Below are 13,458 nucleotides of genomic sequence, written 5' to 3'. Positions count from 1 at the left end.
GTGGTGCCGCCCAGGGGTTTTCGGCCGGTGTCGAGGCGTTGTGCTCCAGCGGGCCGGGTAATAGCGTGAGCGGTGGCATGTGACATTGCACAGGGGGGTGTCGGCCCTGAAGGTCGTCGTCGTGGGCGCGGGTGCGGTCGGTGCCGCGTGCGCCTTCCACGCCGCCTCGGCGGGCCTGGACGTCACGGTCGTCGACCGCGGACCCGTCGGCGCCGGGACCACCAGCCGCGGCGAGGGCAACGTGCTGCTGTCCGACAAGGAACCCGGCCCCGAGCTGGACCTGGCCCGCCTGAGCCGTGCGCTGTGGGACGAGGCCGGGGACGAGCTCGGCGCGGCCTCCTTCGAACTGGAGCCCAAGGGAGGCCTGGTCGTCGCGAGCACGGGCGAAGGACTCGCGGCACTCGGCGAGTTCGCCGCACGGCAGGCACGGGCGGGTGTCCGCGTCGAGCGGGTCGACGACGTCCGCAAGCTCGAACCCCACATCGCCCCGGGCGTCCCCGGCGGCGTGCACTACCCGCAGGACGCCCAGGTGCAGCCCGTGCTGGCGGCGGCAGCCCTGCTGCGCGCGGCAGTGGAACGCGGAGCGCGCACGCGCACCGCCGAGGTCGCCGCCGCGGTGGCCGGCCGGAACGGCGAGGTCACCGGTGTCCGGACCGCGGCCGGTGAGACGCTGCCCGCCGACGCCGTCGTCAACGCCGCCGGCACCTGGGGCGGCGAGCTCGGCCGCCGGCTCGGCGCACCCGTGGAAGTGCTTCCGCGCCGGGGCTTCGTCCTCGTGACCGAACCGCTGCCCCCGATGGTCCGGCACAAGGTCTACTCCGCGGACTACGTCGCGGGCGTCGCGTCGTCCGACGCGGGTTTGGAGACCTCGTGCGTCGTCGAGGGAACCCGAGGCGGCACGATCCTCATCGGCGCCAGCCGGGAACGCGTCGGCTTCGACACGACGATGAACCCGGCCGTGGTCACCCGGCTCGCCGCCCAGGCGTGCCGGTTGTTCCCCTTCCTGCGGAACACCCACCTGATCCGGACCTACCGCGGATTCAGGCCCTACTGCCCGGACCACCTGCCGGTCGTCGGCCCGGACCCGCGAGCCCCGGGCGTCGTACACGCCTGCGGTCACGAAGGCGCCGGCATCGGGCTCGCCCCCGCGACCGGCGCCCTGGTGACGGCGCACCTGCTCGGCCGTCCCTGGCGGGGAGCCGATCCGGCGGCGCACACCGCACTGCTGCCCGACCGCTTCCTCACTCCGAAAGGTGCCGCCCAGTGAGCCGGTTCAGCGTCGACGGCGAACCGCTGGGGTTCACCGAGGGACAGACGGTCGCCGCGGCCCTCGTGGCCGCCGGCCGGGTCGCCTGGCGGACCACCCGCGTCGGGCGCCGTCCGCGCGGCGTCTTCTGCGGCATCGGCGTCTGCTTCGACTGCCTGGTGACCATCGACGGAGCGGTCGGGCAGCGGGCCTGCCTGATCCCGGCCCGTGCGGGAATGACCGTCACGACGCAGGAGGACGACGATGGGTGAGACGGCGGACCTCGTCGTCGTGGGCGCGGGACCGGCCGGCCTGGCCGCGGCGGTCACGGCCCTGGCCGGAGGGCTGAGCGTCGCGCTCGTCGACTCGGGTACCGCCGTGGGCGGCCAGTACTGGCGGCATCCGCCCGACCACGCGCGACCGGCGATCCCGACCGCCGACCTCCACCACGGACTGCGCGAATACCGGGCCCTGCGCCGGGCGTTGTCGACGGCCCGCGCGCGAGGGCGGCTCGACCTGCGCCTGGCCCACCACGTCTGGTCCGTGACCCGCGACGACGACGGCTTCACGGTGCACTCCGTCGACCGGCGCCGGGCGCCCGAGGAGACCGCCGTGGCCCTGCGCGCGCCACGCCTGCTGGTGGCGACCGGGGCCTACGACCGCCAACTGCCCTTCCCCGGCTGGGACCTGCCCGGCGTGCTCACCGTCGGCGGCCTGCAGGCACTGCTCAAGGGCGGGGGAGTGGCGGCGGGCCGCCGCGTAGCACTGGGGGGAACCGGCCCGTTCCTGCTGCCGGTCGCAGCCGGACTGGCATCCCGCGGAGTCGAGGTGGTCGCGGTCTGCGAGGCAGCCGGCCCCTCGGCCTGGCTGCGGCAGCCCGGCCCGCTGCTGCGCAACCCCGCCAAGTGGGCCGAAGGAGCGCGGTACGGCCTCACCCTGGCCCGCCACGGCGTGCGGCTTCACCCCCGCACGGCGATCGTCGCGGCCGGCGGCACCGACCGCGTCTCCTCGGTCCGGATCGCCTCCCTGGCGCCCGACGGCAGCCCCCGCCCGGGCACGGAGCGACGCGTGGAGGTCGACGCCGTGGGGGTCGGATGGGGCTTCACACCCCAACTCGACCTGCTCGTCCCGCTCGGCTGCCACCTCACCGACTCCGGCGACGGCAGCGCGGTCGTCGCCGTCGACACCGGGCAGCGCACCACCGTACCCGGGCTCTACGCGGCGGGCGAGGTGTGCGGGGTCGGCGGAGCACGCTTGTCGCTCGCCGAGGGCCGCCTCGCCGCCGGGTCGGTCCTCGCCGACCACGGAGCCGCCCCCGTGCCCGGGAGGAGGCGCCTGGCCGCGGCGCGCGCCACGGTGGCCGGGCAACGCGCCTTCGCCCGCGCCATGGCCCGTGCCCACCCGATCCCACCGGGCTGGGCGAAGTGGCTGACCGACGACACCGTCCTGTGCCGGTGCGAGGAGGTGACCGCGGGCGCGGTCCGGGCCGCCCGAGCCGACTGCGGGGCGAGCGACCACCGGCAGGTCAAACAACTGACCCGGGCCGGCATGGGGTGGTGCCAGGGGCGGATCTGCGGTCCCGCCGTGCACTGCCTCGTGGCACCGCACCGGCCCTACGCACCCACCGAACGGCTGATCGCGACCCCCGTCACTCTCGGCGTCCTCGCGGACCTGGACGACGCCGGCGAGAACACCGAAGGAGCAGCACATGAGTGAGCACCGCAAGCCCTGGCACGGCGTCATCGTCGCGACCAGCCTGCCCTTCAACGCCGATCTCACCATCGACTACGGCGCCTACGCGAAGAACGTCGCCTTCCTCGCCGAGCAGGGCATGCACGGTGTCGCGCCGAACGGGTCGCTCGGCGAGTACCAGACGCTGACGTACGAGGAGCGCGACCGGGTCGTCGAGACGGCCCTCGCCGCCGCCCCCGAAGGGTTCACCGTCATGCCGGGTGTCGGCGCCTACGGCGGCCTCGAGGCCAGGCGGCACGCCCGGTTCGCCAGGGACGCGGGCTGCCGGGCGGTCATGTGCCTGCCGCCCAATGCCTACCGGGCCGACGACCGCGCGGTCCTCGAGCACTTCGAGCTGGTGGCCTCGGCCGGCCTCCCCGTCACCGCGTACAACAACCCCATCGACACCAAGGTCGACCTGCGCCCCGACCTGCTCGCCAAACTGCACGCCGAGGGGTTCATCGTCGGCGTCAAGGAATTCTCCGGAGACGTCCGGCGCTGCTACGAAATCTCCGAACTCGCCCCCGGCCTCGACCTCATGATCGGCACGGACGACACGGTCCTGGAGGTAGGCATCGCCGGCGCCAAGGGCTGGGTCGCCGGGTACCCGCAGGTCTTCCCCCGCGCCTGCCTCGCGCTCTACGAGGCGTCGCTCGCCGGCGACCTGGAGACGGCCCGGCCGCTCTACCGCCGACTCCATCCGGTCCTGCGCTGGGACAGCAGGACGGAGTTCGTCCAGGCCATCAAACTCGGCCAGGAGATGACGGGCCGGCGCGGCGGAGTCTGCCGTCCGCCGCGGCAGCCGCTCACCCCTGAGACGGAGGCCGTCGTGCGCGCCGCCACCCAGGCCCTCATCGACGCGGGGGTCAACTGACGATGCGCTCGAAGGTCTGCTACCACGCCGTCGACTCCCACACCGAGGGGATGCCGACCCGCGTGATCACGGGCGGCGTCGGCGTCCTCCCCGGGGCAACGATGTTCGAACGACGGCAGCGCTTCGTCGACGAACGCGACGACCTGCGCACCCTGCTCATGTGCGAGCCGCGCGGGCACGCCTCGATGTCCGGGGCGATCCTCCAGCCCCCGACCCGGCCGGACGCCGACTTCGGCGTGCTCTTCATCGAGGTGTCCGGCTGCCTGCCGATGTGCGGGCACGGGACCATCGGCGTCGCCACGGTCCTCGTGGAGACGGGAATGATCGAGGCCGTCGAACCGGAGACACCGGTACGTCTCGACACACCCGCGGGACTGGTCACGGCCCGGGTGCGCGTGCGCGACGGCCACGCCGAGTCGGTGACCCTGGAGAACGTCGCTTCGTACAGCCACGCCCTCGATCAGGTCGTCGAGGTCGACGGGTACGGGCCGGTGCGCTACGACATCGCCTACGGCGGCAACTTCTACGCCTTCGTCCGGCTCGAAGACCTCAAGATCCCGTTCCAACGCTCGGAGAAGCAGCGGATGCTCGACGCCGGCCTGGCCGTCATGGACGCGATCAACACACAGAACCCGGTGGCCCACCCGGAGAATCCCGCGATCGACGTGTGCCACCACGTCTATCTCGAAGCACCCGGGTCGACCGCGGAACACTCCCGGCACGCCATGGCGATCCACCCCGGATGGTTCGACCGTTCACCGTGCGGCACGGGCACCAGCGCCCGGATGGCACAACTGCACGCCCGCGGGCTGCTGCCGGTCGGCCGGGACTTCGTCAACGAGTCCTTCATCGGTTCCCGGTTCGTCGGCCGCGTCCTCGGCGAGACGTCCGTCGGCGACCGCCCGGCCGTCCTCCCGTCGGTCACCGGCCGGGCCTGGATCACCGGAACCGCCCAGTACCTGCTCGATCCGTCGGATCCCTACCCGGCGGGCTTCACCCTCTGAGCGGCCCGGTCACCGCAGCGTCGGCCCGCCGTCCTCCGCGCCCGCGGAGCCGTGGGCCCACAGCGTGCGGATGTGGGAGAGGTGGCGGCGCATGCACTCCTCCGCCTCCTCGGCCCGGCCGGCCACGATCAGGTCGAGGAGCTCGATGTGCTCCCGAGCGGAAGCCACCAGGCGCCCGGACTCGTCGAGGTCGCCCAGACCGTACAGGCGTGAGCGCTTGCGCAGGTCGGCCACCACCTCGACCAGGCGCCGGTTCCCGGCCAGCGACAGCAGTTCGAGATGGAAGCGGTGGTCGGCCTCCAGGTACTTGAGGACGTCGTGCTTCTGGGCCGACGTCACGATCTCCTGCGCGAGAGGACGCAGCCGCTCCAGCTGCTCGGCCGGCACCGTCCTGGCGACCCGGCCCACGGTGGGCACCTCGACCAGGGTACGGATGTCCGTGAACTCGTCGAGGTCCCGGTCGGTCATCTCGGTGATGCGGAAACCCTTGTTGCGGACCGCTTCGACCAGGCCCTCCCGGGTCAGATCGAGCATGGCCTCGCGCACCGGGGTCGCGGAGACGCCGAGTTCCGCCGCCAGGGCGGGCGCGGAGTAGACGACGCCGGGACGGAGCTCGCCGGCGATGAGCGCGGCCCGGAGCGCGTCGGCCACCTGGTCACGCAGCGGGGCCTGGACCGGAATCGCCCGCGAAGTGAGATGAGGCATGTGTGCTCCTTGGAGCCTCGGTCCGATCAGCCTCACCCTACAATGTCACGTTGCTCCACCGGGCTTGGCCGGCCAGAGGCGGGTGACCGGTCTCCCGGGCCGGCCGCCGCCCCCTCCCCGGCCCGGCGCGGTGCGGTGCCCCCGGCGAACGGCGGCCGTACTGTCGAACCTCCCTGGCGAGGAGGACGGCTGATGCGCAGCGTGACCTATTCGATGAGTGCCTCACTCGACGGCTACATCGTCGGGCCGGACGGCCGCTTCGACTGGACGGAGCCCGGCGAGGAGGTCTTCGCCTTCTGGACCGACGAGATCCAACAGGTCGGCGTCCACCTGCTGGGACGACGGCTGTACGAGACGATGCTGTACTGGGAGACCGCCGACCAGGATCCGTCCCTCGATGCCCCGATGCGCGAGTGGGCCGCGATCTGGAAGGCGCTTCCGAAGGTGGTGTTCTCCAACACGCTGACGGCAGTGCTGGGCAGCAACACCCGCCTGGCCTCCGGCAGCCCGGCGGAGGAGATCGAGCGGCTGCGGGCCGAGCCGGGCGGGGGCGAGATCGCGATCGGCGGCGCGATGCTGGCCGCCGAGGTGGCCGCGGCGGGGCTGATCGACGAGTACCGGGTCATGGTCTACCCGGTCCTGGTCGGCGGTGGCACCCCGCTCTTCCCTCAGCAGCAGCGCCGGGTGGACCTCGAACTCGTCGGGACCCGCACCTTCGACTCGAGAGTCATCCACCTTCACTACCGCGTGCCGCGCCGCCCCGTCACCTGACGACCGTGCCGGGCCGACAGCTCCACGAAGAACCGCCCCGGACCGTGTCCACCGCATGTTAGGCTTATGCGTTTGCGTGGTCGTCGCGGTGGGCGAAGTCTGCCTGATCGGTCCTGCTCGTACGCGGGCCGTTCAGCCCTGCCGGGCCTTCCTCGGTACGTGTCCCTGCGGAAGGCTGTCCATGAAGCACCTCGACGACTCCGGCATCGCTCATCGCGGTCCCGCCCGGCAGGGGAACGCGACCCCGTCGCTGCCCCCGGCCCTCTCCTTCGCCGACCTGGAACTGCCGGTGGAAGTGGTGCGCACCCTGAGCGGACTCGGGGTGCGCGAGCCCTTTCCGATCCAGGCCGCCACACTGCCCGACGCCCTGCGAGGGAGCGACGTCCTGGGGCGCGGGCGCACCGGATCCGGCAAGACGCTCGCCTTCGGCCTGCCGCTGCTGACGCGCACGGCCGGGCGGCGCGCCGAACCGAAGCAGCCCCTCGCCCTGATCCTCGTTCCCACCCGGGAGCTGGCCCAACAGGTCACCGAGGCGCTGGAGCCGTACGCCGAGGCGCTGCGGCTGCGGATGACCACGGTCGTCGGCGGCACGTCGATCGGCCGGCAGATCGCCGCGCTGCGCGAGGGAGCCGAGGTGGTCGTCGCCACCCCCGGACGCCTGCACGACCTGATCGAGCGCCGGGCGTGCCGCCTGGGACGGGTGAGGATCACCGTGCTGGACGAGGCCGACCAGATGTGCGACCTGGGATTCCTGCCGCAGGTCGTCGACCTGCTCGACCAGGTGCACCCCGACGGCCAGCGGATGCTGTTCTCGGCCACTCTCGACGGCGACGTCGATCAGCTGGTCCGCCGTTACCTCCACGACCCCGTCGTCCACTCGGTCGACCCGGCCGAGGGCACGGTCGCGACGATGGAGCACCACGTCCTGGTCGTCCACGGCCCCGACCGCTACGCCGTCACCACGGAGATCGCCGCCCGCGAAGGCCGCGTACTGCTGTTCCTCGACACCAAGCACGCCGTCGACCAGCTCACCCGGCACCTGCGGGCGAGCGGGGTGCACGCCGGGGCCCTGCACAGTGGCAAGTCCCAGCCACAGCGCACACGGACCCTGGAGCAGTTCAAGAACGGCCGGATCACCGCCCTGGTGGCGACCGACGTCGCGGCCCGGGGCCTGCACGTCGACGACCTCGATCTCGTGGTCAACGTCGACCCGCCCACCGACCCGAAGGATTATGTGCACCGGGCCGGCCGCACCGCCCGCGCCGGCGAGTCCGGCAGCGTGGTCACGCTCGTACTGTCGGGCGGGCGCCGCGAGACGAGCCGCATGCTGGCCGAGGCCGGTATCGAGCCGACCGTCACCAAGGTGCGCTCCGGCGAGGCGGAGCTGAGCCGGATCACCGGCGCCAGGGGACCCTCCGGGATCCCGCTCGACGGCGGGCCCTCCGCCCCCCGGCCCAAGAACACCAACGCTCCCTTCCGCGGCCTCGGCACCAGCAAGGACGCCGCTCGCGGCGGCGGCGCCGGCGGCAAGTCCCGAAAGGCCGGTGAGGCCCGCAAGCTCGCCGAGGCCCGCAAGGCGGCCCGCGTGCGTCGTGGCGGCTGAGAGCCGTCGCCGCGGCAGTGGAGTCGCCGTCGGCGCCCCGTACCGCGACCGGCATGACAAGCTGTGCCTGACCAGCCACCGAAACCCAGGAGGTCACCATGAGCGCTGAGCCCGTACCTACGGAGGATTCGGCACCCACCGCCGCCGAGACGTCCCCGCTGACGCCGGACGACGAGGGCAATTACGACCTCAAGCGCAAGTTCCGCGAAGCCCTGGCCCGCAAGCGCGGCGCGCAGGCGGACACGGCCGACGGCGCCGCCAACGCCAATGCGCCGAAGGTGCGCGCGACGCACGGCCCGGCCGCGAGCCAGCGTTCGTTCCGGCGCAAGAGCGGCGGCTGAGTCGACTCGTCCCGGGCTCCGGCCGCTGTGCCGGAGCCCGGCCCGGTCGATGTGGTGACTGGCGGGTACCGGTTTCGGGAGAGTTCGCGGGCGGGGAATCCAACATCGTGGGATCCCCGCCGGCGGCCAGGAGGTCATGGCGGAATTACGACGGACCTCCGTAAGCCTGCTCGGCCTCCTGGTAGTGCTCCACCAACAGCGGGTCCGCCACGGTGGACCCCGGTCCGAAGAACTTGCCGAACCGCGACCGGTACTGCTGGAACCAGTGCGGTCGCTCGGACAGGAAGAAGACGTCGTGCAGGGCGATGGCGCGGATGGCGAACAGGGGCAAGGGAGCCTTGCTCACCGCGAATCCGGGGTTGCGTGCGGCCGTCACGTCGCAGTTCTCGTGGAACTGGCCGATCATGAGCCCCTGTGCCACGAAGTCGTCCTTCACCCGGGCATGGGCCTGGTCGAGCAGTCCGGTGTCCTCGCTGCGCAGGTCGGGGAGTGCGACCACCATGGCCCTCAGCATGGGATTGCGGCCCTGCCAGGTCGTCAGCTCGTACTCGCGCAGACTGCTGCGGGCGATCTCCTCGATCAGCTCGAGGGTCGGCGCGTGGCCGGCCAGCCGCAGGCGGATCTCCATCGTCCGGTTCTTGCGCGAGGGCGCCACGAAGGGACAGATGGGCCCGGTGCGGCCGATCGCCGGGTGGCTCGCTGAGATGTACTCGGTCAGCCATTCCTCGACCGCTTCCACCGCGGACGTGAAGTCGACCAGGGATGCCGTTGACGTCATGACGCACCGGTCAGTTCGGCGACGCGGTCGACGGCGATGCGTGCGAGCCGCTGGATCTCCGACTCGTCCGGGACACGGGCGTTGACGAAGGTGAGAACGTCACCCTTCGCGACGATCACCCAGGCGGTCTCTATACGGAAGTGGTCGACGGTGGACAGCCACCGCACCAGAAAGCCGCCGTCTCCCAGCTCGACGGGCGCCAGGTGCACCCGCGAGATGTCGAGCTGCACGCCGTCGTTGAGTTCCATCCGGTACTGCGCGCAGGCGTGCACCGCGTCGAAGAGCGCCCGGTAGATCTGGCGGCAGGTCCCGGGGTCGAACTGGGCGACATGGTGGAACACCACCGACCCCACGACGTTCGTGAACAGCGCGGAGGCGTGGTGCACCGTCCCGGGATGGGTGCCGTGCGTGAGCATGTTGGTCAGGTCGACGATGGCCCGCCCCGACTCGTCGCCGGAGACGAAGGCGGGATCGTAGGCGGCGCTCGGCTCCTCGCCGTAGAACGACTCCTCGAGGTCCTCCTCCCGTAACAGCAGCTGCTGGAATGCGGCGTCGTCCATCGAGGTCTCCTATCGGCGCACGAGGCTCAGCGGGCGCATGTCGGTCCAGTGCTCCTCGACGTAGGCGAGGCAGGTCTGGCGGTCGCTCTGGCCGAGCGCGACCGTCCAGCCCGCGGGCACCTCGGCGAACGAGGGCCACAGCGAGTGCTGGCCCTCGTCGTTGACGAGCACCAGGAAGGTGCCGTCGGGGTTCTCGAAGGGGTTGCTCATCATCGCTCCCTGCGCATGCGGTCGGATGGGGGCCGGGTGTGCCGGTCAGTGCTCCTGCGCGACCCGGGTCACATAGGCATGGATGCCGTCGATCGATGTGAACTGCGCCATGTCGTCGAACTGCGGGTCGATGACCAGGCCGTGCCGCTCCTCCAGGACGTGCTGAAGGATCACCAGGGTGAAGGAGTCGACTACCAACTCGGCGTCGTCGGTCAGCTCCTCGGGCGGCCCCAGTCCCGCGTTCTCGGTCAATATCGCCTTGAGCTCGTCCTTCGTGATCACCGGTCCCCCTGTGCCCCTGAGGGCGACTCGGACAGAACGCGTCCGTGCATCAGCGCACGGTCGCGGATCAGCTTCCCCATCGAGTTCCGCGGCAACAGTCGCGTGACGTGGAGCCTTTTGGGGACCTTGACGGGGCTCAGCCGCTCCCGGCACCAGACCGTCAACTCGTCCGCGGTGACGGCGGGGTCGGCGCCCACGAACGCCTCGATGACCTCTCCGTGCGTCACGACGGCCTCCGTCACCCGGTCGTGGGCCAGAAGGACGTTCTCCACTTCCGTGAGGTCGACCTTCAGTCCACCGATCACGGCCAGCGAGTCGGCCCGGCCGAGCATGCTGAGCACCCCGGTCGCAGGATCCTGCCGGACCCGGTCGTAGGTCCGCAGCCAGCCGTCCGTGTAGCGGTCCGCGTGCTCGCCGTACAGATACGGCGAGTGGTCCATCCGCACATACAGCTCCTCGTCGACGACCTTGACCTCGGCGCCCGGCACTGGGAACCCCAGTTGCGGAGGGACGGACGTGCCGGACAGGTCACCCGCGATCAGTCCCATCTCGGTCAGTCCGTAGACCGGGCTGATCGACAGGCCGAAGCGTGCACGGAAGTTCTCGTGGGTCTCCTGCGGCACCCGCTCGCCGCCGGACACCGCGAGGCGCAGTGCGGGCAGCCGGGGCCGGTCGGCGACGCGGGAAAGCAGGTCGTAGTGGACGGGAGTTCCGTAGACGGCGGTCGTCCCGCTGGCCGCCATGAGCCGTACGACCTCGGCCGGGCGCAGCGTCGGCGGGATGATCAGCGTCGCCCCGGACGCGAGGGCGTGCAGCACGCCGCTGACCAGGCCCATGTTGTGCATGACCGAGTTCAGCAGCATCATCCGGTCGCCCGCGCCGGGGATTCCGGGAAGTGCGGCGTGCCGGTCGATTTCGCCCAGCACGGACTCGGCGGGCCGCCCGATCACCTTGGGCCGGCCGGACGAGCCCGAGCTGAACTGCACCAGTCGTATGCCGTCGACGGCAGGCCGGCCGTCCGGCAGCCGCCGGACCGTGAAGTCGGACTCCTGACGGAATCCGGCCACCGGCCCTCCGGCGCCGGACGCGGCGACGAGGTACTGCGGACGCACCAGCCGGGCCAGCGGTTCGTACTCGGCCGGTTTCAGCCGGAAGTCGACCAGGACCACCTGGGCCCCACGGCTCCACAGGGCCAGCAGGACCTGAATATAAGTGAAACTCGGCGTCATCCTCAGGAGAACCGAGCTGCCTTCGTCAATTCCCTGTTTCTGGAAACGCTCCTCAAACTCGGCTACCGCACCGCGCAACTGTCCCCGGGTGACCGAAGCGCTCGAAACGGCCCACGGGTCGTCGTCCGCGCCACGGTCCAGCAGATGACGTACCCACTGCGTTTTTGCCATACGGGTTTCCTTTGTGAAACAGCCTCGGGAAACGTGTGATCGGCATTTATGGACGTGAACCTAACACTGTGGATAAACGGCGGGCAAGAGCCCGTCGATCAAGGCGGACCGCCCCTCGCTCGACGCGCAGGTCCCGGCGCCGGTCGCCGCACCGCCAGGGCGCGGCCTGCGCGGGAAAGGGCTGTGTCCGGCGTGTGGCCGGCATCGGCCACGCCTCGCCGCAAGCGCCGGCGGCGGGCCTGCACCGGTAGTTACAGGGGAAGTTGGTCGCCAGGGCGCTTCGGCGGGCCTCGCGGCCGACGCTGGGCGTGCGCGCGGGTCCCGCCGGGTTGCCCCGCGTGTCCCGCCGGCGGGACACGGCCCGGACATGCGCGTGGCATAGCCGATTGATCTCCTTGACCCTTCGAATCCTCCGGGGTTAGGTTCCCTCTGTCGCGTTTCCGGGCGGTTACGTCCGGCTCCTGTACACGCACGGCGATCCACATCGCTCGACAGAGCGGAGGCTGCCGTTTCGCTTCGGCGCGATCGAATTGACGACGCGTTTCCAGGACATTGTGAGCTTTTCATTCCTGTCTCTCCGGCCGTCCGTGCGGGGGAATTCTCGGAGGTGGAGACTTGTCCGTCAGTGCCGGCACCACGCTGCCCCTCACGGCTGCGCAACGTGAAATATGGATCGCCGAGCAGCGACTGGGGAGAGGTAATCGCGTTTTCCGGGTGGGGGAGTACCTGGAGATCCACGGAGGTGTGGACCCGGAGCTGTTCGCGCACGCCCTGAGAGTCGTCGTCGCCGAGGCGGAGGCGGTGCACGTGCGCTTCGTCGAGGAGTCCGGCGAGGTCCGGCAAGCCCTCCAGGAGCCTGCCGACCGGCCACTCGCGGTCACCGACCTGAGCGCGGAGCCGGACCCCGAACGGGCCGCCCGCGACTGGATGGACACCGCGGTCGCCCGGCCCATGAACCTGACCGAGGGCCCGCTGTTCGAGTACGCGCTCCTGAAGCTGAGCACCGACCGCTTCTGGTGGTACCAGGGCTACCACCATGCCGTGATGGACGCCTTCGGGTCCTTGCTGATCACGCGCCGGGTCGCCGACGTCTACACCGCGCTGGCCGGAGGCGGCGCGGTGGGTGAGAGCCCATTCGGCACGCTGTCCGACCTGATCACGGCCGAACAGGCTTACCGGGTGTCGGAGCAATTCGCCCAGGACAAGACGTACTGGACGGAACGCTTCACCGACCGCCCGCAGCCGACCGGAATCGTCGGCACGCCTTCGACCACGCCGGAGCGCTATCTCCGCCACACCACGACATTGGATGCGGCGCAACACACGGCACTGCGCGACGCGGCCCGCCGAGCCCGCGCCCCCTGGTCGCACCTGGTCATCGCCGCCGCGGCCCTCCACGTCCACCGGACGACCGGCACGGCCACCGTCGTCCTCGGCCTGCCGGTGGCGGCCCGCCTCACCCAGGTGGAGCGCCGCACCCCCGGTACGGCCGCCAACGTCCTACCGCTCCGACTCACGCTACGACCGGAGCTGACACTCGGCGAACTCCTCGCCCAGATCGGCAAGCGCGTGCGCGAACTGGGTGGTCACCAGCGGTACCGGGCCGAGGACATCCAGCGCGACCTCGCACTGCCCGGCCGTCTGGGGACGTGGTACGCGCCGGTCGTCAACGTCATGTCCTTCGACTACGCGATCACCTTCGACGGATCGCCGACCACCGCGCACAACCTCTCCTCCGGCCTGGTGGGAGACCTCACCTTCGCCGTGTGGGACCGACGCGACGGCGCCGGGCCGGTCGTCGACGTGAACGCCCACCCCGAACTGTGCACGCACGACGAACTGGCCGTTCACCACCGGCGCCTGCGCACGGCCCTGCGAGCCGTCACGGCAACGGATCCGTCCCGGCGGATCGGGCGGATCGATCTGCTCTCCGCGCAGGAGCGGGCGGCTGTG

15 protein-coding genes are annotated in these 13,458 nt (G+C 71.4%); 9 read left to right on the top strand and 6 right to left on the bottom strand.

The window, feature by feature from the left end:
* Positions 1-106: 106 nt before the first annotated feature.
* The 5 genes from IE142_RS28710 to IE142_RS28690 are packed head-to-tail and all read left to right on the top strand — an operon-like array spanning position 107 to position 4,855.
* On the top strand, positions 107-1,267 hold the full coding sequence (locus IE142_RS28710; protein ID WP_191888517.1) for an NAD(P)/FAD-dependent oxidoreductase: 1,161 nt from the start codon (positions 107-109) through the stop codon (positions 1,265-1,267).
* On the top strand, positions 1,264-1,518 hold the full coding sequence (locus IE142_RS28705; protein WP_191888438.1) for a (2Fe-2S)-binding protein: 255 nt from the start codon (positions 1,264-1,266) through the stop codon (positions 1,516-1,518). The genes IE142_RS28710 and IE142_RS28705 overlap by 4 nt, the downstream gene beginning before the upstream one ends.
* Positions 1,511-2,962, top strand: coding sequence for an FAD/NAD(P)-dependent oxidoreductase (locus tag IE142_RS28700; RefSeq protein WP_191888437.1), 1,452 nt, complete (start codon positions 1,511-1,513; stop codon positions 2,960-2,962). The genes IE142_RS28705 and IE142_RS28700 overlap by 8 nt, the downstream gene beginning before the upstream one ends.
* On the top strand, positions 2,955-3,851 hold the full coding sequence (locus tag IE142_RS28695) for a dihydrodipicolinate synthase family protein (RefSeq protein WP_191888436.1): 897 nt from the start codon (positions 2,955-2,957) through the stop codon (positions 3,849-3,851). Before IE142_RS28700 ends, IE142_RS28695 begins: the two co-directional genes overlap by 8 nt.
* Positions 3,852-3,853: 2 nt before the next feature.
* Positions 3,854-4,855 carry a proline racemase family protein gene (locus tag IE142_RS28690; RefSeq protein WP_191888435.1) on the top strand — a complete coding sequence of 334 codons (1,002 nt, stop codon included), beginning with the start codon at positions 3,854-3,856 and terminating at the stop codon, positions 4,853-4,855.
* Between the two features lie 9 nt (positions 4,856-4,864).
* Here the strand turns inward: IE142_RS28690 and IE142_RS28685 are convergent, their stop codons facing one another.
* Positions 4,865-5,560 carry a GntR family transcriptional regulator gene (locus IE142_RS28685; protein WP_191888434.1) on the bottom strand — a complete coding sequence of 232 codons (696 nt, stop codon included), beginning with the start codon at positions 5,558-5,560 and terminating at the stop codon, positions 4,865-4,867.
* Between the two features lie 192 nt (positions 5,561-5,752).
* Here IE142_RS28685 and IE142_RS28680 point away from each other — a divergent pair, with 192 nt between their 5' ends.
* From IE142_RS28680 to IE142_RS28670, 3 genes are all read left to right on the top strand, one after another.
* Positions 5,753-6,331, top strand: a complete 579-nt coding sequence (locus IE142_RS28680) for a dihydrofolate reductase family protein (protein ID WP_191888433.1) — start codon at positions 5,753-5,755, stop codon at positions 6,329-6,331.
* A gap of 181 nt (positions 6,332-6,512) precedes the next feature.
* Positions 6,513-7,934, top strand: coding sequence for a DEAD/DEAH box helicase (locus tag IE142_RS28675; RefSeq protein ID WP_191888432.1), 1,422 nt, complete (start codon positions 6,513-6,515; stop codon positions 7,932-7,934).
* Between the two features lie 98 nt (positions 7,935-8,032).
* On the top strand, positions 8,033-8,275 hold the full coding sequence (locus tag IE142_RS28670; RefSeq protein WP_043377480.1) for a DUF5302 domain-containing protein: 243 nt from the start codon (positions 8,033-8,035) through the stop codon (positions 8,273-8,275).
* A gap of 145 nt (positions 8,276-8,420) precedes the next feature.
* On the opposite strand, the gene IE142_RS28665 is transcribed toward IE142_RS28670, so the two are convergent.
* From IE142_RS28665 to IE142_RS28645, 5 genes are read right to left on the bottom strand one after another with little or no spacing between them, the layout of a single operon-like run.
* On the bottom strand, positions 8,421-9,053 hold the full coding sequence (locus tag IE142_RS28665) for a DUF6875 domain-containing protein (RefSeq protein WP_191888431.1): 633 nt from the start codon (positions 9,051-9,053) through the stop codon (positions 8,421-8,423).
* Positions 9,050-9,613: a hypothetical protein gene (locus IE142_RS28660; protein WP_191888430.1), complete on the bottom strand. Its 564-nt coding sequence runs from the start codon at positions 9,611-9,613 to the stop codon at positions 9,050-9,052. Before IE142_RS28660 ends, IE142_RS28665 begins: the two co-directional genes overlap by 4 nt.
* A gap of 9 nt (positions 9,614-9,622) precedes the next feature.
* Positions 9,623-9,823 carry an MbtH family protein gene (locus tag IE142_RS28655; RefSeq protein WP_043382691.1) on the bottom strand — a complete coding sequence of 67 codons (201 nt, stop codon included), beginning with the start codon at positions 9,821-9,823 and terminating at the stop codon, positions 9,623-9,625.
* A gap of 45 nt (positions 9,824-9,868) precedes the next feature.
* On the bottom strand, positions 9,869-10,105 hold the full coding sequence (locus tag IE142_RS28650) for an acyl carrier protein (RefSeq protein WP_191888429.1): 237 nt from the start codon (positions 10,103-10,105) through the stop codon (positions 9,869-9,871).
* Complete coding sequence (locus IE142_RS28645) at positions 10,102-11,505, bottom strand: class I adenylate-forming enzyme family protein (protein WP_191888428.1); 1,404 nt, start codon at positions 11,503-11,505, stop codon at positions 10,102-10,104. Before IE142_RS28645 ends, IE142_RS28650 begins: the two co-directional genes overlap by 4 nt.
* 615 nt (positions 11,506-12,120) lie before the next feature.
* Here IE142_RS28645 and IE142_RS28640 point away from each other — a divergent pair.
* Positions 12,121-13,458 (top strand): condensation domain-containing protein (locus IE142_RS28640; RefSeq protein WP_229830942.1); only part of this gene is annotated, 1,338 nt, incomplete at its 3' end.

It is taken from the genome of Streptomyces mutabilis (assembly GCF_014649815.1).
In the GTDB taxonomy this organism is placed as follows: Bacteria; Actinomycetota; Actinomycetes; order Streptomycetales; family Streptomycetaceae; genus Streptomyces; species Streptomyces mutabilis.
This window is presented reverse-complemented; position numbering and strand designations above follow the sequence as displayed.

What these genes read in the sequence shown, in the direction of transcription:
- IE142_RS28700 (WP_191888437.1), top strand. Translation starts at nt 1,511, where the DNA reads ATGGGTGAGACGGCGGACCTCGTCGTCGTGGGCGCGGGACCGGCCGGC.
- IE142_RS28695 (WP_191888436.1), top strand. Translation starts at nt 2,955, where the DNA reads ATGAGTGAGCACCGCAAGCCCTGGCACGGCGTCATCGTCGCGACCAGC.
- IE142_RS28690 (WP_191888435.1), top strand. Translation starts at nt 3,854, where the DNA reads ATGCGCTCGAAGGTCTGCTACCACGCCGTCGACTCCCACACCGAGGGG.
- IE142_RS28685 (WP_191888434.1), bottom strand. Translation starts at nt 5,560, where the DNA reads ATGCCTCATCTCACTTCGCGGGCGATTCCGGTCCAGGCCCCGCTGCGT.
- IE142_RS28680 (WP_191888433.1), top strand. Translation starts at nt 5,753, where the DNA reads ATGCGCAGCGTGACCTATTCGATGAGTGCCTCACTCGACGGCTACATC.
- IE142_RS28675 (WP_191888432.1), top strand. Translation starts at nt 6,513, where the DNA reads ATGAAGCACCTCGACGACTCCGGCATCGCTCATCGCGGTCCCGCCCGG.
- IE142_RS28670 (WP_043377480.1), top strand. Translation starts at nt 8,033, where the DNA reads ATGAGCGCTGAGCCCGTACCTACGGAGGATTCGGCACCCACCGCCGCC.
- IE142_RS28665 (WP_191888431.1), bottom strand. Translation starts at nt 9,053, where the DNA reads ATGACGTCAACGGCATCCCTGGTCGACTTCACGTCCGCGGTGGAAGCG.
- IE142_RS28660 (WP_191888430.1), bottom strand. Translation starts at nt 9,613, where the DNA reads ATGGACGACGCCGCATTCCAGCAGCTGCTGTTACGGGAGGAGGACCTC.
- IE142_RS28655 (WP_043382691.1), bottom strand. Translation starts at nt 9,823, where the DNA reads ATGAGCAACCCCTTCGAGAACCCCGACGGCACCTTCCTGGTGCTCGTC.
- IE142_RS28645 (WP_191888428.1), bottom strand. Translation starts at nt 11,505, where the DNA reads ATGGCAAAAACGCAGTGGGTACGTCATCTGCTGGACCGTGGCGCGGAC.